The following is a 21263-nucleotide window of genomic DNA, read 5'->3' on the forward strand; positions in this document are numbered from 1 at the left end:
TTTCATACCGTCTTCATTTCTATAGAAATCCGATCATTTTCCCGCAAAACAGCAAAAAGACCATTCCCCGAAAGGAATGGCCTGCGTTTTCTTATTTAATAGTCGTGGATTATGCCCAGCTAGGTTGAATTTTGAGAATTGGCAGATCTTCTTGAACCGTAACCGAGGTCTTTTCGGTTTCCGCTGAAGTCTCTTTCCCTTCCGCAATGCGCCAAATGTCGGCGCCAAGTCCGGATAATTTCTCCGCCAGATGCACGTACCCGCGATCAATATGATGCGTACCGCTAACTTCAGTCGTTCCGTCAGCAACCAAGCCGGCAATGATTAGGGCAGCCCCTGCTCTCAAGTCCGTGGCGCATACTTTTGCGCCGCTTAGTTTAGCTCCGCCGGTAACAATCGAACTGCGGCCTTCCACTTTAATTTCCGCGTTCATCAAACGGAACTGGTCTACATGCATAAACCGGTTCTCGAACACCGTTTCCGTAACTACACTCGTGCCTTCCGATACGAGCAGCAATGCCATCATTTGCGACTGCATATCCGTTGGAAATCCCGGATACGGCAATGTCTTGACGTCCACCGCTTTTAACGGTTTGTCGGCAATGACGCGCACTCCATTTTCAAATATATCGACACGAACGCCCATCTCTTCCAATTTAGAAACAATCGGGCCGAGATGATCCGCGATCGCGCCTTCCACAAATACGTTTCCTCCGGTCATAGCCGCAGCGATCATGAAGGTCCCTGCTTCAATGCGGTCAGGAATTACCGTATGCTCTACTCCGTGAAGCTTTTCCACGCCTTCAATCCGGATGACACCTGTGCCTGCTCCCCGAACGATAGCGCCCATTCCGTTCAAATAGTTGGCCAAATCGACGATTTCCGGTTCTTTGGCGGCGTTCTCGATCACTGTCGTTCCTTCGGCCAAAGTAGCTGCCATCATAATATTTTCCGTTGCCCCGACGCTGGCTACATCCAGATAAATCTTCGCCCCGCGTAGACGGCCTTGGGATTTGGCTTCAATGAAGCCCTGGCCCAGATTAATTTCCGCACCCATTGCCTCAAAACCTTTAAGATGCTGGTCAATCGGTCTTGTACCAATCGCGCAGCCTCCCGGCAATGAAATTCGCGTATAACCCGTTCGGGTCAATAAAGGACCCATGACAAGAAAGGACGCCCGCATTTTGCGCACCCATTCGTACGGCGCTTCACAGGAAGCGATGGTTTGCGCATTGACCGTAATGACTTCACGATCATATGTAACAGTCGCTCCCAGCGATTCCAATACTTTATTAATAGTCATTACATCATCCAAAGGAGGAGCGTCACGAATCACGCTTACGCCTTCCTCACCCAACAAGGATGCTGCAATGATTGGCAGCACTGAATTTTTAGCTCCGCTTACTTTAACGTTCCCGGCCAAAACATTGCCACCGCGGACGATAAATTTGCTCATCTTGGTTCCCTCCGCGCGTTCATTTTCACCATTTCCCCTAAACTTCATCATATCATCGGTCATTTGAGGCGCACAAGGCTCTAAACCTGTCGAAAAGTACAGTAATACCGAGGAAACGGCGCTCTCATTAAGCCAGAGTTTCCGTAACGTATCGTAGTCCTTATTCACCATTGTTGACACAATGTTTTGATGTTATTCGACAATTTCCTTGTCCCCTTAGTCTAACACACTTATAACCAAAGACTTAGGAATTAAAACATATACTTCAGCATTTGCGTGTATCCCCAGTACTCGAGCACGAAGGCTGCGACAAACCGTCCCAGAACGACGGACAGAAGCAGATGGAGCAATTTCCCCTGCGGTCCCTTCGGATGGCGAATGAACAAATCCAGTTTCAGGTTTTGCAGCGCCCACCAGGACATCGCGATACATGCCAGTGACACGAGGATGGCCGTAAGGCCGTTTACTCCCACCGATACGGGTACAGATTCGATTGGATTCACTTGAACTTCCTCCCGACACGATATATTTATGCCGCAGATACCTAAACGGTTAATATATCCCCTAAATATATCGGATAAAGTAATGTAAAAATATAGACCTTATATATCATACTTGCCAGCGTGATAATAATCCAGCATTTCTTTCACTTGCAAAGGCTTCCAATATCATCTATTATTCACTTTATTCAATTTTTTGTATCCGCCCGGAAAGGAATGAATTGTATGATGATTGCCGAAGTCATAGTCTACACCTTAGCCGATGCCCAAATCGCGGCTTCTAACGGGGCAGATCGTCTGGAAATTATTACATCACCTGCGGAGGGAGGATTAACTCCATCCCTTGGCCTTGTTCAGATGATTCATGAGGAGATCGACCTGGATTTCCGTGTCATGATTCGCCCGCATAGCAGAAGCTTCTGCTATGGACCGGACGATATTCGTACCATGGAGCGCGATATTGCAGTCTTCCGGAATATCGGTGCCAGGGGATTCGTTCTCGGGTTGCTCACACCCGAAGGCAACATCGATGAAATTGGGCTTACTCGTCTGCTAAAGGCCGCCGAAGGATTGCCTGTAACGTTTCACAGGGCTTTTGATGAAATCCGGGATCAGGAGCAGGCTTTCTCCGTATTGAGCCGTTATCCTCAAATCACCCACGTTCTCACCTCTGGAGGACGCTCCTCAGTCCTTCAGGCTGCCGACGTCATTCGCCGTCTGAACCTGCTTAGCGAGCAATCCGGCCCTACAGTGCTTCCTGGTGCAGGATTGCATTCCGATCGTCTGGAAGCCTTCCTGAAGGAAACGGGGGTCCGCGAATTCCATATAGGCTCTGGCGTACGTATGAACGGAGATCTGATGCAACCGATTGATCCGGACAAGCTTACCCGGGTTCGCAGCATTGCAGACCGCTTCCAATAAGAGGTTGTTCAAAAAACCTTCTTGTTGCTGAAAAGTCGACATTTTGAATACACATTAGAAGGTTGTCTTTAATATGTTCGTTGTCGCAAGCGGTGATTCCTGCATGACATAAAACGACAAAAAACCGGGCATGAAAAGCCCGGTTTTTTGTCGATCTCCTACTCCTTAGAGCGGCTGGATACATTAATCCGCGTAATGGCTTTTTGCAAGGCCAATTCCGCGCGGCGATGATCGATCCGGTCCTGTTCGGACGCCGACAATCTGCGTTCCGCCCGTTCCCGGGCTGCGATCGCCCGCTCCAAGTCGATCTCTTCCGGAAGCTCAGCGCTTTCGGCCAACACGATGGCCTTATCGCCTTGAACTTCGACAAACCCGCCATGAACGGCGATCGTCTGCGTCTTGCCTCCGGATCTAATCACAAGCGGAGCTACCTGCAAAGGGGTCACAAAAGGAATATGCCCCGGCAGGATGCCGAGCTCCCCTTCCACTCCGCGCACGGTCAGGCTATCCACTTCTTGAGAGAATACCACGTGCTCCGGTGTGACGATTTCCAATAAAAAGGTGCTCACTTTCATCCCTCCTGTTCGTGGGACGTTCATTTCTGAAGCATCCGCCTTAACGGTGCGACTTACAACGTCTTCGCTTTCTCAACGGCTTCTTCAATCGTACCTACGAAGAGGAACGCCCCTTCAGGCAGGTTGTCATGTTTACCGTCCAGAATTTCTTTGAAGCTGCGAACCGTTTCCGCAATCGGCACGAATTTACCAGGGATACTGGTGAATTGTTCGGCAACAAAGAACGGCTGCGACAGGAAGCGTTCGATCTTCCGGGCACGGGCCACGAGCAGCTTGTCATCCTCGGACAATTCATCCATACCCAGGATGGCAATGATATCTTGAAGCTCTTTATAACGAGCCAAGATTTGTTTAACGCCTTGAGCAACGTTATAGTGCTCTTCGCCGACAATTTCCGGGGTCAGAATCCGGGAGCTGGAAGCCAGCGGATCCACGGCAGGGAAAATCCCTTTCTCGGAAATTTTACGCTCCAGGTTAGTCGTTGCATCCAAGTGAGCAAACGTCGTAGCAGGAGCCGGGTCAGTATAGTCATCCGCAGGCACGTAAATGGCCTGGATCGATGTAACCGAACCTTTTTTCGTCGAAGTAATCCGCTCTTGAAGTTGACCCATTTCGGTAGCCAGCGTAGGCTGGTAACCTACCGCGGAAGGCATCCGGCCGAGCAAGGCCGACACTTCCGAGCCCGCTTGTGTAAAACGGAAAATGTTATCAATAAACAACAGAACGTCGCGGCCTTCCTGATCGCGGAAGTACTCGGCCATAGTCAGACCGGTCAACGCTACGCGCAAACGCGCACCAGGAGGTTCGTTCATTTGCCCGAACACCATCGCCGTTTTCTCGATAACGCCGGATTCCGTCATTTCCATGTAGAGGTCATTACCTTCACGGGTACGTTCCCCTACGCCGGCAAATACGGAGATACCGCCATGTTCTTGGGCGATGTTACGAATCAATTCCTGAATCGTTACGGTTTTACCAACACCCGCGCCGCCGAACAAACCGATTTTACCGCCCTTGGCGTAAGGAGCCAACAGGTCGATAACTTTAATCCCGGTTTCCAGAATTTCGGATTGCGTTGACAGATCCTCAAACTTCGGAGGTTCACGGTGGATCGGATTGCGAACCGCAGTTGCAACCTGACCTTTATTATCGATCGTTTCACCCAGTACGTTAAATACGCGGCTCAGAGTTGCTTCGCCGACTGGTACGGAAATCGGAGCACCCAAATCTTCGGCTTCCGTTCCGCGCACCAATCCGTCCGTCGAGGACATCGCGATACAACGAACCAGGTTGTCGCCCAAATGATTGGACGCTTCCAAGATCAGTTCGCTAGAACCTTCCTGCGCGTTCTGTTTTACAATTTTAATTGCGTTAAAGATTTCCGGCAGTTGACCACGGCCAAACTCGATATCAACAACCGGACCCATTACGCTAACAACGCGTCCTTTGTTCATCTTTGTTCCCTCCTAAAAGTTTTGCGGTCACACGCCAAAAAACAACAGGCAAAACTGCTCGGATGTGGATTCCATGAGCTTTGCTTTTCCGCAAACTGTCATCGTAACCGTAAATGAAGCCGCGAGTAATCCCCGACAAGTTGGTTTAATAACAAAGAACTCAACCTGCTTAAGGGATTAACCGGCATTTGTTTTTCTGACCAATTACGAGCTTATTAGCCTTGTGCGTTTGCTCCTGCGACAATTTCCGTAATTTCCTGGGTAATAGCCGCTTGACGTGCACGGTTGTAAGTTAATGTCAGTTCATTGATCATCTTGGTCGCATTTTTCGTAGCGCTGCCCATTGCAGTCATTTTTGCACCAAGTTCGCTCGCCTTTCCTTCAAGAAGCGCACTAAAAATGAGAGTTTCCGCATATTTCGGCAACAAGATTTCCAGTACTCCTTCCGGCGAAGGTTCATACTCGTAATCGGCTGTTACGCCATGATGCTCCACGTTGTCGAATGGAAGCAGGCGGTCGACAGTCGGTTTTTGGGTAATCGCGTTAATGAATTGACTGTAACAGAGATAGATTTCATCATACTGTTCCAGTTCGAATCCTTGTACAGCGGCATAAGCCAGCGATTTGATGTCGGCGAATTTGGGCGAGTCGGACAAGTCGGTTACGGATTCTACTACCGGAAGGCCTCGGCGGGTAAAATAGTCGCGGCCTTTACGGCCGATCACGAACAAGCCGTATTCTTCGGTAGAGGCGTGCTTGCTCTTGATCGTATCCATTACGTTTCTTAGCAAGTTCGCATTGTAACCGCCGACAAGACCGCCATCGGAAGTAATTACAATATAAGCCGTACGCTTAATTGCACGCGAAACCAGCATCGGATGAGAAACGCCGTCCGAACCTGCTGCGATGCTAGACACCACTTCCTTCAGTTTATCAACATAGGGTCGTGAGGCCTGCGCTTTTTCTTGTGCCTTTCTCAGCTTGGCCGAAGCCACCATCTCCATCGCTTTCGTGATCTGACGGGTGTTCTGAACGCTCTTGATCTGGCGTTTTATTTCGCGCATCCCTTTTGCCATGATTTCACCACCTTAAAGATGTTGGCAAATCCCTTGCCTGCATCTTAATCTTCAATCTGTTCGCAAACCCATTCAGTCACAAACCGGCGATCCGGCAACAAGCCAGGGCCGGTTTGCAAATCATCTTTATTAATAGAGGTTGTTCAACAAGTCATCTTTTGATCACGAAGTGTTTCGAGATGTTGATTCGACATCGAATCTTGCGTTCACCCTCGAAGTCCGGTACTCATGTAGGTTTTGCCTACACTCCGTTCCTCCTTCTTCGGGTTCTCGCAACCTTCTCGGTGCTGAAAAGCCGACTTTGAACTTGCACTTATACGGAAGCCGCAAAGCCTCTCTTAAACTTCTCAATAACTTCTTTCAATTTCGCTTCATTGTCGGCGACCAGATCCTTTGTAGTGCGGATCGATTGCAGAACGTCATCATGTTGACTCTTCACGAAGGCCAGGAATTCGGACTCAAAACGACGAACATCGGCAACTGCGATGTCATCCAGGTAGCCCTTTACTGCCGTATAAAGACTGATGACTTGCTCTTCAACCGCCAAAGGCTGGTTGACGCCTTGCTTCAGGATTTCCATCATACGGGAACCGCGGGTCAGACGAGCTTGCGTCGACTTGTCGAGGTCGGAACCGAATTGGGAGAACGCTTGAAGCTCGCGGTATTGTGCCAAATCCAGACGGAGCGTACCGGCAACCTTCTTCATCGCCTTGATTTGAGCGGAGCCCCCTACCCGGGATACGGAGATACCGACGTTGATCGCCGGGCGTTGACCGGAGTAGAACAAGTCTGATTCCAAGAAGATCTGACCGTCCGTAATGGAGATTACGTTGGTCGGGATATACGCGGATACGTCCGAAGCTTGGGTCTCGATAAACGGAAGCGCCGTAATCGATCCTCCACCGAGCTCATCGCTCAGTTTAGCTGCACGTTCCAAAAGACGGGAATGCAGATAGAACACATCACCCGGATATGCTTCACGACCCGGAGGGCGACGAAGAAGCAAGGACAATTCACGGTAAGCTGCCGCTTGTTTAGTCAAATCATCATAAATAATGAGGACATGCTCACCTTTATACATAAAGTATTCAGCCATAGCAACGCCGGCGTAAGGTGCGATATACAGGAGCGGAGACGGTTCCGATGCGGATGCGGTCACGACGATCGTGTAATCAAGCGCTCCATGGCGACGCAGTGTTTCGACAACGTTGACAACCGTAGATTGCTTTTGGCCGATTGCGACATAAATACATTTTACGCCATTGCCTTTTTGGTTAATGATAGTATCAATAGCGATTGCCGTTTTACCGGTTTGGCGGTCGCCAATGATAAGTTCCCGCTGACCGCGGCCAATTGGAACCATCGAATCAATCGCTTTGATTCCGGTTTGCATCGGTTCATGAACCGACTTCCGGTCGATAACGCCCGGAGCATTGTTTTCAACCGGACGGAATTCCGTAGTTTCGATAGGACCCTTGCCGTCCACCGGTTGACCCAGCGGATTTACAACGCGGCCCAGCAATGCTTCGCCAACAGGAACTTGCATGATTTGCCCCGTACGTTTCACTTGGTCGCCTTCGCGAATTTCGCTGTATGGCCCCAGGATAACGACACCGACATTGCTTTCTTCCAGGTTCAACGCAAGTCCAAATACGCCATTTTCAAACTCGAGCAATTCGTTGGCCATGGCGTTTTCAAGTCCGTGGACACGGGCGATACCATCACCAACTTGAATAACGGTGCCGACTTCGGCCACTTCAATTTCCGATTTATATTGTTCGATCTGACTTTTAATCAGTGAACTGATCTCTTCAGGTCTGATACTCAAGTGTTTCACCCCTATCTACAGTGCTTGTCTTCGAAAAGACTTTTCAAGCCGTTCCAGCTTGCCGGATAAACTTCCATCGTACAGCGTATCGCCAAGTTTCACTTTGATACCGCCCAGCAATTCCTTATCCACTTCGTTCAGAATACGAATTTTCTTGCCAACCAGAGCACCAAATTCGGCTGCAACGGTTTGTTTTTCTTCTTCACTAAGAGGGTAAGTACTGTACACCAATGCATCGGCTAACCCGAGAGCATCACCTGTAATTTTGGTGTAGCTGTTCAAGAGTTCTGGCAAAATCACGGTTCTTCCCCGGTCAACAAGCAGCTTGACAAGAGAAATAACCGGTTTGGAGAGTTTCCCCTCCAATCCATTTTGGATGGCTTCCCATTTGGTGTCAGAGGAAATGTTAGGGCTCTGAATAAACTGCCTGATTTCAGGATCATTATGCAAAGCCTCAACCAGGGCTTTAAGCTCCTGCTCGACTTCAAGAGTTCGGCCTTCCTGTCCAGCAATCTCATAGAGTGCCTTAGCATATCTGCTGGCTACCACTACTTCCCGACTCATGATTTGCTACCTACTTCTTTCAGGTATTGGCCTACGAGTTCCTCTTGCTCAGCAGGATTGCTTTCGACTTCCCGTTTAATCAGCTTGGAAGCGATATTCACAGAGAATGCGCCGATCTCGCCGCGCAAGGCCTCAACCGCTTTCATTCTCTCGCTTTCAATATCGCGCACCGCTTCGTTCTTCACGCGAGATGCATCTTGTTTAGCTTGTTCAAGCAATTCTTTCGCCTGCTTGCTGCTGCTTTGTCTGGACTGCTCGATAATTTCGAAGGCTTCTTGACGGGCCTGTTTCAGAGCTTCTTTTTGCTCTTCCACATATACACCAGCTTGCTCTCTCGTCTGTTTGGCCTCTTCCAATTGGGACAGCACCAGTTGACGGCGTTGTTCCATGATTGCAAATAATTTACCGAACGCAAATTTGCTAAGTAACCAGTACAGAATAGCAAATGAAATCATCGTAATTACAATATTTTCCCACAGGACGCTCACCGATGTCACTCCTTTCCGATAGCTACACTACCACTTCAATTGCATATAATATCAACACTCATAAAACGAAGGCGCGGATGGCATCGGCCCTCCCCGCCAAACCGTAGCTATTATTAAGAGAACATGATCAGGAACGCGATAACTGTAGCGGCAAGTGGAACTACTTCGACGATACCGACACCGATAAACATAGTCGTTTGCAACGGACCGCGAGCTTCCGGTTGACGTGCAATAGATTCTACCGTTCTGCTTACGATCATACCGTTACCAAGACCTGCGCCGAGTGCACCCAAACCAACTGCTATAGCTGCTGCCAAAAATTCCATTTAAATTTCCTCCTTAAATTTTGTTAATAAGTTTTTGATATAATACACCTCTTAGAGATTAGCCCTGAGGCAGGCTCTTCGAGTTTATCAATGATCTTCTTCATGAATCGTTGTCTGGGCAATGTAAACCATGGTCAAGATCGTAAAGATGTAGGCTTGAAGCGCGCCGACAAAAATACTGAACCCTTGCCATATTCCCATAAACGGAATTCCCAGGAAGCCCATTTTCAAAATAACTGTAATCAGGACCTCGCCGGCAAAGATGTTTGCAAACAACCGGATTGCCAAAGCAATAGGCTTGGCCAAGTTCTCGATAATATTAAGTGGAAGGAATACCGGGAACGGTTCAATGTAATGCTTAAGGTAATGCTTCCGGTTATGCTTCAGACCGAGGTAGTTCATCAGGAAAAAGACGATGATGGCCAGACCCGCGGTTACAGAAATATCGGCCGTAGGCGATTTCCACCAAAGTATTTCAGCATGCTCCCCGCCGCTAAGATTACGTGTCGCCTCAATAACAAATCCGAAAATCGACTCCGGCTTATGGGCTTCTGTAATGATTCCCATCGGCAAACCGAGGAGATTGGAGACGAAGATAAAAAGAATAAGCGTTAATCCCAAAGAGATGTAAGGCTTCCCTTTTTTCAGATCCATTGCACTTCCGACGACCCCTTGAACAAACTCCACAACCCATTCCATAAAGTTCTGAAGCTTCCCTGGATTCTCCACTGATAAATTGGCGACGGCCAGTCTGCAAAGTACGAAGACGATGAGACAGCTGACAAAGAGCATAAGAACTGCGGAAAGATCCAGATTAAATCCACCAAGGTTGATTATCGGTGCTTCATGCATGTGTACGTACTCACCCCTTTCCACTAATCAGCTCGTTAAGACTTGTTTCTTAGACCAATTACTATACTTGTTGGTATTGTCAAAATCTGCGGTATAAACACACCGATAATGGCGCCGGGCATGGATACCTGCTCCACTTTGGCCGCAATCATTACCGTTACAAATACCAGACAAATTCTAGTAACAAACCCGAAACTGTATCGCTTCTTCTCCTGACTGACCACGAGGTTGACTAACCCCCGCACCTTCGAGGATAAGAAACGGACGTACACCAATCCAGCTGCAAGGCCCAGAATCAATCCATTACATAGAGGCCTATGCTCCGGGAGAAAAGCCCATCCAAGTAACAGAGCAGATAACATCAATAGAGTTATCCGGGATACGGCTGTGACAATGGAGTTTAAATCATCCATCTTGTCCCCCTATAAATTTGTAAATTAAGAAAATAATGTTGGTTATACCAAGCAGCAAGCCAAGAATTAATCCGAGAGCTATCCATACCTTGGAAGCCTCGAAATACGACACAAGCCACTTGGAAACCAGAAAACCCGACAAAATATAGATAACAAGCAGAATTCCAGCCCCGCTAATATAAGAGGCTATCATCCAAGGTTTAACTTCTTTGTTAGATTTATTCATCGATCGCAGTCCCAACTTATTTTACTGAATGTGACGAGTTTTTGTCAACGAAAGCGTTGAAGCGATGAATCCTTTAAATCAAAGCAAGAAAGCGTTAAACCGTACAGTATAACTGTATGCTATCTTCATGAGAAACACAATTCTTGATCTTTTCAATTTGTGAACTTTCTGTGAAATTGTTCAGGACGCTCGCTTATAATCCCGAAATGGTGACATAACGCATTGACAATCCGTTCCGATGCCTTTCCATCTCCGTACGGGTTAGCGGCCCGACTCATAGAATTATATAGCTCGCTGTCGCTGAGCAGCGCCTTTGTCCGCTCATATACCATCTCCTCATCCGTGCCGACGAGTTCCAGCGTTCCCGCTTCGATGCCCTCCGGGCGCTCCGTCGTATCGCGAAGCACCAGTACAGGAACGCCAAAAGACGGCGCTTCTTCCTGTAAACCGCCGGAATCCGTTAGGATCAGATGTGTATGTGGATAGAAATTGTGCAAATCCACCACATCCAGTGGCTCGATTAGTTTAATACGGGGATGGTCTCCCAAAGTTTCATACGCCGGTTCTCTTACCGCTGGGCTCAAATGCACGGGATAAACAATGGCCACATCATCAAATTCATCCGCAATCCGTCTTACGGCGCGGAAAATATTCATATGCGGCTCCCCCTGAGATTCACGCCGGTGTGCGGTCATAAGAATAAGCCGCTTTCCGGCGGCCCAATCCAGCACAGAATTGTTGTAATTCGGCTGTACAGTATATTGAAACACATCAGTTACTGTATTGCCTGTGATATATATGCTTGACTCTGGCTTGTTCTCTTTGCGCAAATTCCCCGCAGACCAGTCTGTCGGGGCGAAATGCAAGTCCGCCAGCACTCCCGTTAATTGCCGGTTCATCTCTTCCGGATAAGGTGACAATTTATTCCATGTACGAAGACCCGCTTCGACATGTCCGATCTTGATTTGCTGGAGAAAAGCTGCATAGCTTGCCAGAAACGTCGTCAGCGTATCGCCGTGGACGAGAACGATATCCGGCTTCGCTTCGCGAAGGACCTTTTCAAGTCCCTCCAATACGCGAAGCGTAATTTCGTTCAAGCTTTGATTCGGCTTCATAACATCGAGATCATAGTCCGGGACGATCCGGAAAACGTCCAGCACCTGATCAAGCATTTCCCGATGCTGCGCCGTAACGCAAACTATGGATTCGATATGCTCGGGATGCTTTTCAAGCTCCAAAATGAGCGGAGCCATTTTAATCGCTTCCGGTCTAACTCCGAAGATCGTCATCACTTTGATTTTTGACATGGCTGCTTCCCTTCCCTAAACCTATTCTTATTTCGTACCGTACAATCTGTCACCGGCATCGCCAAGCCCAGGAATAATATAACCGTGTTCATCCAGACGCTCGTCCAGTGCAGCAACATAAATATCCACATCCGGATGGGCATCCTGTACCGCTTTGACGCCTTCAGGCGCTGCGATCAAGTTCATCATCTTAATTTGCGTGCACCCCCGCTTCTTAAGCGCGTCTATCGCGGCGATCGCCGATCCCCCTGTTGCAAGCATGGGATCGATAACGATCAATTCACGCTCCTGAACGTCCGTAGGAAGCTTGATGTAGTACTCGACCGGTTGCAGGGTCTCCGGATCACGGAACAGCCCTACATGGCCCACTTTAGCGGCAGGGAGCAATTTCAGTACCCCGTCCAACATGCCGAGACCGGCCCGGAGAATGGGAATGAGCCCCAACATGCGTCCTGAAATAACGCGGGATTCCGCTTCCGCCACAGGCGTCTGAACTTTAATCGACTCCAAAGGGATTTCTCTTGTAATTTCATAGGCCATCAGCGTGGCCACTTCATCCACCAATTCACGAAAATCCTTCGTGTTGGTCCGCATATCACGGATAAATGTCAGTTTGTGTTGAATTAAAGGGTGATCGCATACCACCAGTTTTGCCATTGTTTGTCCCTCCGGTTTATAGCTAAGTCTACACTTGCGGCAACCCCACATTCCGAGTGTTCCGCAAATCTTGTTTATTATATCACTGTCCTTTTCTGATTACCACGAACCATGTCGCCTCCATATTCTTTGTTTAACAGGACCGTACAATCCACGCTAATCCTGTTTATCCATCTCGCTCTGTCCTCGAGCTTGGATGTCTGCAATTGCTTCATCCAGCGTTTTAAGACCAGCCAGAACCGCTTTTCCCTCCGCATTGATAATGTTATCCAATTTACTCGAGAAACCCTCGGGCAAACTGCTATAGTCCACGGACATATCCTTCAGATTTGGCTTCTGATCATAAAAGGCCTCTATCCGTTTACCGTCCGGAGAGTATATATGCTCCGTACGGGTCGAAGGATCAAATCCCGCCGTTTTGGATTTCAATTTTGCCGCTTCCTCGCTGTTCACGAATTTGACGAGCTCCCAGGCTGCCTGAATCTGATCCGGGCCAGCGTCGGCATTCACCGTAAAAATGTTCGTGAAGAACAATGAAGACGTCGTCGTTCGATCGGCATCATCCCCCGGGCCTGAAGCCAACTCCCAATTTAATTGGAATGTGCTTCCAAGGTCTCTCTGTGCCCAACCGATCGCATTATTAATGTAATAGAAATAATTAACTGTCATTGCGCTTTTGCCCATAATGAAAGGATCATAGTCCGATCCCCCCAACTCGGGGGATACTACTGCTTTCGATTGATAGGCTTTCAAGGCCGTCTCAAAGACATTTTCAAAGGATTTCGTATCCATCGTTACCTTTTTGGCTGCGGCGTTCTGCCGGCTGATACCGCGGCTTAGCGCCATCTCACTAACCATAAAGGAGAAATCCTGCAGATAAAGCCCGCTGATTCCTTCGTCTACCGGAAAACGCTGGGCTAGCGCAATCAGTTCCTCCCAATTCATCCGGTCTTCCGGATACGGGATTTGATATTTATCAAACAGATCCTTATTGTAGAAAGTCGCTTTGTTCGAAAATGTCGGCGGCAGACCGTACAGCTTGCCCTCTCCCCGCTGTCTTAGAAAATCGATGATGTCCGGATGCATTTTCTCCAGGTCAAAAGAGTCATTCGTGATCATCGCGTTTAGATCGTACAGCTTGTCCTCTTGAGCAAACCTTTCGTAGTCCGGGAATCGAAGCGCAAGAACATCCGGCTTGTCCTGTTCTACCACTTCATCGACCCCCTTCAACGGGTAATCGATCACCGTAATTTCAACATTCGGATACTTTGTGAGGAACAGTTCTCCATACGCTCTCATAAACCAATCTTCTCCGCCCGGATAGAGGACCTTAATGGAAGCTTTCATATTCGTATCGGCCTCATACTTCAAGACATCCTTGCCCGACGCGCAAGCTGAAATCAGCACCGTTAGCGCCGCCATCGCAGATATCGAAGATAGCACTCCCTTAAATCGCCTTATTATCATTTTCGCGGTACTCTCCTCACTTTTTATTAGAGACCTTGTTCTTGGCAGGCAGAGTTGTCCCGTTGCTCTAACAGATCGTGATGGTTTACCCGGATATGAACAAGTTCGTCTTCAGGTTGATGAAACAATATGAGTCTTTTGGATCAATTGGACATGGTTTGCTATGCTAGGGAGTGATTGAAGCAGCGGAAAAGAGAACTTCATTATTTATAGAGGAAACGAGCCGGTATTCATATCCTGCACTCGTTAATTACGAACGTTGGATTTTATTATATAGATGTAAGCGCTTTTGTCAAATCGGAAAATAACCACCCCAGATCGATGGTTGATCTGGGGTTTTCAGGCTTTGCTTTATTTCTTCTCCTGCCCTTTAGAGAGTTCTGCCTGTCCGCGCTTCTCTATGGAAGCGAGTACCTCGTCCACGGTCTTTACCCCTGCGATCAGCCCGGTTACTTCCTGATTAATGATCTTTCTTAAACTAAATCCTTTCGGAATTTTTGTGTAGTCGATCGTACCCCGATCCAGGTTTGGCTTCTGAGTGTAAAAGGCCTCCATCCGTTTGCCATCCGGATTATAGTTATAGTCGGTACGCGTCATCAGGCTCAGTCCTGCCGTTTTCGACTTTACCTTGGCCATTTCCTCGCTATTGATGAATTTTACTAATTCCCAAGCCGCTTGTTTTTGATCCGAGTCTGCGCTAACGGTGAGAATGTCTGTGAAAAAATAAGTAGATGAAAGCTCGCGATTGCCGGAATCGGAAGGAGCCGAAGCCAATTCCCAATCTAATTGAAACTTATTGCCTAAATCCTCCTTGGCCCAATTGATTTCATTATTAATGTAGTAAGAATAATCATAAGCCATGGCACTGGTCTTATTAATGAAAGGATCATATTGCTGAGTACCCGCAGAGGGTGATACTACAGCCCCTGACTTGTACGCATCAAGCACCGTCTCAAAAACCTTTCTGTACCCTTCCGAATTTATAGTCATCTGTAACTTAGCGGTGTTATAAGGGCTTAAATTGCGGCTTGCGGCAAGTTCGCTTACCAGAAACTCATAATCGCGAATATATAGGCCATTAACGCCTTCCTGAGCCGGAAACCGTTTAGCCAGTTCAATAACCTCTTCCCATGTCATTTGATCCTTCGGATAGGGAACTTTGAAACGGTCGAACAACTCTTTGTTGTAATAAATGGCCTTGTTATAAAAAGTCGGAGGCAACCCGTACAGCTTACCTCCACCTCTTTGTCTAATAAAGTCGATGATTCCCGGATGCATCCCATCCAAATGAAATACGTCGTTGGTAATGACGGTGTTCAGATCATATAACTTGTCATCTGCGATCAATTGTTCATAGACCGGAAGATCGAGCGCCAATACATCGGGCTTTTCGCGTTTCCACCACGACTTATCCATTCCCCCTTGGGGGGACGGGATAATCGTGATTTCAATATTAGGGTATTTGGCATTAAACAAATCGCCGTAATCCTTCCTGAACCATTCCTCCCCGGCAGGATACATGACTCGAAGCGTAGCCTCCATTTCAGGGTCCGCCTGAAATTGTATGGTTTCCTGGCTCTTTGAACAAGCCACGACGATGGACATAACAAAAACGAACAGTACAACTTTAACCCCTAACTTCATTCTATTTTTCACTTGTTCGCCCCCATTCTATCATTTTTATTTTTGATCTAACAGCCTCTGCCCCCGCTCCTGCATCGAAGCAATCGCCTCGTCGAGGGTTTTAACGCCGACCATGACGGCTTTTCCCTCAGAATTGATAATTCCATCCAAGTTGCCAAAGAATCGATTCGGGAACAGGTTGTAATTGATGATCTTACGATTTACGTCTGGCTTTAAATTATAAAAGGCCTCCATCCGCTTGCCCTCCGGGTTATAGATATAATCCGTTCGCGTCGGTACGACAACCGATACCGTTCTGGATTTGGCCTTAGCCAATTGCTCACTGTTAATAAACTTCACAAGCTCCCATGCCGCCTGCTTTTGCCCGGATTCGGCATTTATCGCTACAATACCGGAAACACGGAAGTAGGGGGAGATATCACGATTAAACTCATCCACCGGAGAAGATACGACGTCCCAGTTTAAATGGAATTGATCCCCTTTCTCTTCCGTGGCCCAATTGATGTTGTTATTAATGTAATAATAATAATCTACGGTCATCGCGCTGGTCCCCGTAATAAAAGGATCATATACCTCAAATAGATCTATATCCGGTAAATTCACAGCCTTGGTTTGATACCCGTCTAAAATCAATTCAAATATTTTTCGATAGGATTCTGTATTAAGGGTAACTGCAAGATCCTTCTCGCTAACCGGATTGATACGACTGACCCAAGCCATATCATTGACGAAGTCGGAAAAGTTTCGCATATATAACCCGCTTATCCCATCCTCGGATGGAAATCGCTTTGCTAACTGGATCACTTCCTCCCATGTCATCTGATCCTTGGGATACGGAATGCCATACTTATCGAAGAGATCCTTATTGTAATAGATTGCTTTGGAAAGAAAGGAGGATGGAATTCCATAGATTTTTCCATCGCCAACTTTCCTTAAGTAATTAATGACCTCCGGATGAACCCCTTCTAAATCAAAATCGCGATTGGATAAGAGCGCACTTAGATCATACATCCTGTTATCCTGGATAAACTGCTCATATTCATCATTGGAAGTAATGCTGAACACATCTGGCTTCTCCTCCTCTAGCACCTTATTTAAGCTCGCTGTGTTTCTCCATTGGTAATTAACTATCTCAAGTTCGATGTTCGGATATTTCGCCTTAAAGAGATCTCCATATTCCTCCATGATTTGCCGTTCGCTTTCTATAGACATCACCTTCAGCGTGGCCTTCATAGCCGGATCGCCTTCATATTTAATTGTTTCTTTATCCGATGAACAAGCTGATAAAAGAAGCAATAGCACCATTAAAGTCGCAAATAGGACCTTTAACCGGATCTTCAAATCTAACCCTCCTCAATCTGGTTTACAGTTTTACTTCTGATCCAGTAACCGTTGCCCCCGCTCCTGCATGGAAACCATGGCTTCGTCAATGGTCTTAACGCCGACCATGACGGCTTTAGCTTCGGAACTGATAATCTCCTTCATATGGGTATAAAACCCTTTCGGGACGTTATCATAATCGATCTGGATGGGATTCACATCAGGTCTTAAGCTATAAAAAGCGCCCAGATTCTTTCCTTCAGGGTTGTAAATGTAATCCGTTCGCGCAGGCAGCGTAAACCCATTTGTTTTTGACTTGGCTTTTGCGAATTCTTCACCATTAACAAACTTAACGAATTCCCAGGCCGCCTGTTTTTGCTCCGATTCGGAATGAATAGAAAAAATAGCTGCAATGTTAAAATAAGGCGAAGTATCACGGTTCGTCTCCTTCACCGGAGCCGTGGCTACATCCCAGTTTAAGAGAGGCTTATCTCCAGTTCCCGCTTTGGCGGGGATTATGTTGTGGTTAATGTAATAGTAATAATCCACCGTCATGGCACTAGCACCTGTTATAAATGGATCATAAACCTCGAAAAGATCAACTTCAGGCAGTACAACTGCCTTTGCTTCGTAGGCTCCGAGAATGTCTTGAAAAATACTTTTATAAGAAGCCGTATTTACCGTTACCTTCTGATCTTTGACATTAACCTTGCTTAGTCCGTAACAGCGGGCCATATCTTCCGATAAGGAGTAAAAGTCACGCATAAACAATCCGCTAACTCCGTCCCCTGCCGGAAATCGTGCAGCTAATTGAAGAACCTCTTCCCATGTCATTCGGTCCTGAGGATATGGAATACCGTAGTTGTCGAACAAATCTTTATTGTAAAATAGAGCTTTCGTCAGAAACACGGAAGGGAGTCCGTATAGTTTCCCGTTACCGGCGTCTCTAAGGGAGTCGACAATCCCCTGATGAACTCCTTCGAGATTAAAGGCATTTGTGTTAAGTAATGCATCCAGATCATACAGCTTGCTCTTATGAAGAAGTTGTTCATATACGTTCTGCGAGGTTAGGAAGATATCGGGCTTTTCTTGCTTCAATATTTCTTGGAGATTGCCTTCTTGAAAAGAAACCACATTCAGTTCAATATTCGGGTACTTCGCATTAAACAAGTCGCCATAATCCTGCATAAAATCATCTTTGCTGTCGACTGTCATGATTTTCAGATTGGCATGCATCTGCGGGTCGCCTTCGTACTGTACAGTTTCTTTGCTGGGTGAACAGGAAATAAGAAGAGATAGAACGATCATTCCTGCCAATATGGCAGTTACTCGGGTTTTCAATTCTATGCCCCCTTTTACCTCACTTCTCATCCAGCAAACGCTGCCCGCGCTCCTGCATGGAAAGCATTGCCTCATCCAGGGTTTTGGCCCCGACCATTACGGCTTTAGCCTCGGAGTTGATGATCCCTTTCAAATTCGAATAAGTTCTCAGTGGAAGCAAACGATAATCGACACCAGTATGGGCATTTACGTCGGGCTTCAAATTATAGAAGGCCTCCATTCGTTTGCCATCGGGATTTGGAATCGTATTTGTCCGTGTGGACAAGAAGATGTGGGAAATAGCTTTTGATTTTACCTTGGCCAATTCTTCACTGCTGGCGAATTTAATAAACTCCCATGCCGCTTGTTTTTGCTCCGATTCCGCATTAATCGCATATATACCAGTGATCGTAAAATGTGGCGATATATCACGGCTTGATTCCTCGACCGGACCGGAGGCTAATTCCCAATTCAAATTAAATTTGCTTCCCTGTTCTGCTTTGGCCCAATTGATATGGTTCTTGATGTATTCGTTATAATCTACGATCATGGCGCTTTCACCTGTAATAAAAGGGTCGTATACTTCAAATCGATCCAGATCCGGCAATGTGATCGCTTTCGATTCATAAGCATCCAAGATCATTTCAAATATTTCCTTGTAAGATGCCGTGTTCAGCGTTACCTTCATCTCTTTTGTATTAATTGGGTTTAATCCCCGCCTCCAAGCCAAATCATCCACCAGATTAGAGAAATTCATATACAAGCCGTATACTCCGTCCTCTGCCGGGAACCGTTTCGCCAGTTGAAAGAGCTCTTCCCATGTCATTCCATCTTGCGGATAAGGAATACCGTACTTATCAAACAAATCTTTATTGTAGTAGACCGCCTGATTTGTAAATTCGGTAGGGAGCCCATATAATTTGCCATTTCCGATTTGTCGTAAATAATTGACGATTTCCGGATGGATTCCTTCAAGCTGAAACGCATCATTGGAAAACAGGACATCCAGGTCAAATAACCGATTATTTTGTAAATATTCTTTATATTCGTCTAGTGTCAGGATAAAAATCTCAGGCTTCTCTTCCTCAATGACCTTGTCGATATTATCAGGCGTATACCGGACAAATTGAATTTCAATATTCGGGTACTTTACATTGAATAAATCCCCCTCACTCTCCATGAAATACTTAGTATCCGCATTCGTCAGAACTTTCAAGGTAGCCGTCATTTCCGGGTCGCTTTCATATTTAACTGTTTCCTTATTAGGCGAACAAGCTACGACAAGCAAAGAACATACCATAACAGCTAATATAATTTTTAATCTTAATTTCAAAACGATCCCCCTCCACCAGTGCCATCAGGTAATTGAACTTTCTCGCTACTTCTCATCCAGTAACCGCTGCCCCCGCTCCTGCATGGAAGCCATGGCTTCGTCGAGGGTTTTGACGCCTACCGTTACGGCCTTTAGTTCAGAGTTAATGATTCCATCCATATTAGTAAAAAATCCGTTAGGCAAACTACTGTAAAACTCAGCAGATACTGGTTTTATCTCTGGCCTTTGATTATAAAAAGCTTCAATCCGTTTCCCTTCCGGGTTATATAAATAATCGGTTCTCGTTGGGGCAGCAAAGCTTGGGGTTTTTGAGTTCTTCTTAGCCAGTTCCTCACCATTAATAAACTTGACGAGTTCCCAAGCCGCCTGCTTTTGTTCAGATTCGGAGTTTACAGAAAATATATTGGCAAAGTTAAAATAGGACGTTGTTCCGCGTCTAGACTCATCTCCCACAGGAGCGGAAGCCAAATCCCAATTCAAATGAAACTTCGAACCTTGCTCTTCTTTCGCCCAGTTTATCTTATTATTAATGTAATAGTAGTAATCCATGGTCATAGCACTGGTCCCAGTGATGAATGGATCATATACTTCAAGACTATCAATTCCGGGCAATACTATTGATTTTGAGTTATAAGCATCCAATACAAGCTCGAACACTTTCTTGTACGATTCGGTATTCACTGTGATCTTCTTATCCTTTGCATTATAAAAACTCAGACCACGGCTCGTAGCTATTTCGTTCACACTAGTAGCAAAGCTCTGCATATATAATCCACTTATCTCATCCCCTGATGAAAATCGTTTTGACAACTGGATTATTTCCTCCCAAGTCATCTGGTCATGAGGGTATGGGACATTATTTTTATCAAATAGATCTTTGTTGTAATATATGGCTCTATTTAAGAACTTTGGTGGTAAGCCGTATATCTTACCTCCACCCAACTGCCTTAGATAATCTAGAATATTGGGATTGATTCCATCCAAATCAAATTTATCATTTAAAAACAACAGATTTAAATCATACAATCTGTCTTCCTCTATGAACTTTGTATACTCATCGATAGATAAGGCAATAACGTCAGGCTTCTCCTCCTGCATGACTTCCTTGTAGCGCGTATTCCAATAACCTATTACTTGTATTTCGATATTTGGGAATTTGACTTTAAATAAATCTCCATAATCGGTCATGAACGACTCTTCACCAGGAGGATACATCACTTTTAACGTAGCCTTCATTTCCGGGTCGCCTTCGTATTGAAGGGTTTGTTTGCTGGAGGAGCAGGACGTAAGAAGCAGTAGGAAGATTGTTATTCTTAACAACAAAAAATTGATCTTCATTTTAGCCCTCCAATGATTACGCTTCATAAAATGAACTTCTGATCCAGCAATCGCTGGCCCTGCTCTAGTAAGGAGGCTATGGCTCGTCGAGGGATTTGACACTTACGTCATTCGTGCAATCGTTTGCATTTTTGCCAATAAAAGATGTCTCCTTATTAAATCTATGGAATCCTAAAATCCGACTGGTGATTTATCTAA

Annotated in this window: 20 protein-coding genes; 1 reads left to right on the plus strand and 19 read right to left on the minus strand. The window is 46.4% G+C overall.

Annotated features, from left to right (window positions below; translation table 11 throughout):
- Positions 1-109: 109 nt before the first annotated feature.
- Positions 110-1456 carry a UDP-N-acetylglucosamine 1-carboxyvinyltransferase gene (murA, locus tag KB559_RS14615; protein WP_211022664.1) on the minus strand — a complete coding sequence of 449 codons (1347 nt, stop codon included), beginning with the start codon at positions 1454-1456 and terminating at the stop codon, positions 110-112.
- Between the two features lie 251 nt (positions 1457-1707).
- A complete protein-coding gene (locus KB559_RS14620; protein WP_211022665.1) occupies positions 1708-1959 on the minus strand; it encodes a DUF1146 family protein in 252 nt (83 codons plus the stop codon).
- A 222-nt stretch (positions 1960-2181) separates the two neighbouring features.
- Here KB559_RS14620 and KB559_RS14625 point away from each other — a divergent pair, with 222 nt between their 5' ends.
- Positions 2182-2877, plus strand: a complete 696-nt coding sequence (locus KB559_RS14625) for a copper homeostasis protein CutC (protein WP_247681837.1) — start codon at positions 2182-2184, stop codon at positions 2875-2877.
- Positions 2878-3035: 158 nt separating this feature from the next.
- On the opposite strand, the gene KB559_RS14630 is transcribed toward KB559_RS14625, so the two are convergent.
- The 17 genes from KB559_RS14630 to KB559_RS14710 form a co-directional block, all read right to left on the minus strand.
- The gene (locus KB559_RS14630; RefSeq protein ID WP_211022666.1) at positions 3036-3446 is read right to left on the minus strand and encodes a F0F1 ATP synthase subunit epsilon; all 411 of its coding nucleotides are present in this window, start codon (positions 3444-3446) and stop codon (positions 3036-3038) included.
- A gap of 59 nt (positions 3447-3505) precedes the next feature.
- The gene (gene atpD, locus KB559_RS14635) at positions 3506-4906 is read right to left on the minus strand and encodes a F0F1 ATP synthase subunit beta (RefSeq protein WP_211022667.1); all 1401 of its coding nucleotides are present in this window, start codon (positions 4904-4906) and stop codon (positions 3506-3508) included.
- A 215-nt stretch (positions 4907-5121) separates the two neighbouring features.
- Positions 5122-5982: an ATP synthase F1 subunit gamma gene (gene atpG / locus KB559_RS14640; RefSeq protein ID WP_211022668.1), complete on the minus strand. Its 861-nt coding sequence runs from the start codon at positions 5980-5982 to the stop codon at positions 5122-5124.
- A 313-nt stretch (positions 5983-6295) separates the two neighbouring features.
- Positions 6296-7810: a F0F1 ATP synthase subunit alpha gene (gene atpA, locus KB559_RS14645; RefSeq protein WP_211022669.1), complete on the minus strand. Its 1515-nt coding sequence runs from the start codon at positions 7808-7810 to the stop codon at positions 6296-6298.
- 15 nt (positions 7811-7825) lie between these two features.
- Positions 7826-8374, minus strand: a complete 549-nt coding sequence (locus tag KB559_RS14650) for a F0F1 ATP synthase subunit delta (protein ID WP_211022670.1) — start codon at positions 8372-8374, stop codon at positions 7826-7828.
- On the minus strand, positions 8371-8862 hold the full coding sequence (gene atpF / locus KB559_RS14655) for a F0F1 ATP synthase subunit B (RefSeq protein WP_211022671.1): 492 nt from the start codon (positions 8860-8862) through the stop codon (positions 8371-8373). Before atpF ends, KB559_RS14650 begins: the two co-directional genes overlap by 4 nt.
- A gap of 113 nt (positions 8863-8975) precedes the next feature.
- Positions 8976-9188, minus strand: coding sequence for a F0F1 ATP synthase subunit C (atpE, locus tag KB559_RS14660; RefSeq protein ID WP_006213098.1), 213 nt, complete (start codon positions 9186-9188; stop codon positions 8976-8978).
- 87 nt (positions 9189-9275) lie between these two features.
- Complete coding sequence (atpB, locus tag KB559_RS14665; RefSeq protein ID WP_211022672.1) at positions 9276-10040, minus strand: F0F1 ATP synthase subunit A; 765 nt, start codon at positions 10038-10040, stop codon at positions 9276-9278.
- Between the two features lie 35 nt (positions 10041-10075).
- Complete coding sequence (locus KB559_RS14670) at positions 10076-10453, minus strand: ATP synthase subunit I (RefSeq protein WP_211022673.1); 378 nt, start codon at positions 10451-10453, stop codon at positions 10076-10078.
- 378 nt (positions 10454-10831) lie between these two features.
- Positions 10832-11986 carry a non-hydrolyzing UDP-N-acetylglucosamine 2-epimerase gene (wecB, locus tag KB559_RS14675; protein ID WP_211022674.1) on the minus strand — a complete coding sequence of 385 codons (1155 nt, stop codon included), beginning with the start codon at positions 11984-11986 and terminating at the stop codon, positions 10832-10834.
- A gap of 27 nt (positions 11987-12013) precedes the next feature.
- Complete coding sequence (upp, locus tag KB559_RS14680) at positions 12014-12643, minus strand: uracil phosphoribosyltransferase (RefSeq protein WP_211022675.1); 630 nt, start codon at positions 12641-12643, stop codon at positions 12014-12016.
- A gap of 156 nt (positions 12644-12799) precedes the next feature.
- Positions 12800-14086 carry an ABC transporter substrate-binding protein gene (locus KB559_RS14685; protein WP_211022676.1) on the minus strand — a complete coding sequence of 429 codons (1287 nt, stop codon included), beginning with the start codon at positions 14084-14086 and terminating at the stop codon, positions 12800-12802.
- Between the two features lie 375 nt (positions 14087-14461).
- The gene (locus tag KB559_RS14690; RefSeq protein ID WP_211022677.1) at positions 14462-15766 is read right to left on the minus strand and encodes an ABC transporter substrate-binding protein; all 1305 of its coding nucleotides are present in this window, start codon (positions 15764-15766) and stop codon (positions 14462-14464) included.
- Between the two features lie 24 nt (positions 15767-15790).
- Positions 15791-17095 (minus strand): ABC transporter substrate-binding protein, encoded by a 1305-nt coding sequence (locus KB559_RS14695; RefSeq protein WP_211022678.1) that lies wholly within the window; start codon positions 17093-17095, stop codon positions 15791-15793.
- Positions 17096-17125: 30 nt separating this feature from the next.
- The gene (locus KB559_RS14700) at positions 17126-18415 is read right to left on the minus strand and encodes an ABC transporter substrate-binding protein (RefSeq protein WP_211022679.1); all 1290 of its coding nucleotides are present in this window, start codon (positions 18413-18415) and stop codon (positions 17126-17128) included.
- Between the two features lie 19 nt (positions 18416-18434).
- Positions 18435-19727 (minus strand): ABC transporter substrate-binding protein, encoded by a 1293-nt coding sequence (locus tag KB559_RS14705; protein WP_211022680.1) that lies wholly within the window; start codon positions 19725-19727, stop codon positions 18435-18437.
- A 45-nt stretch (positions 19728-19772) separates the two neighbouring features.
- Positions 19773-21065 carry an ABC transporter substrate-binding protein gene (locus KB559_RS14710; protein ID WP_211022681.1) on the minus strand — a complete coding sequence of 431 codons (1293 nt, stop codon included), beginning with the start codon at positions 21063-21065 and terminating at the stop codon, positions 19773-19775.
- Positions 21066-21263: the final 198 nt, after the last annotated feature.

Origin of the sequence: Paenibacillus sp. Marseille-P2973 (genome assembly GCF_018101095.1) — a bacterium.
GTDB lineage: Bacteria > Bacillota > Bacilli > Paenibacillales > Paenibacillaceae > Fontibacillus > Fontibacillus vini.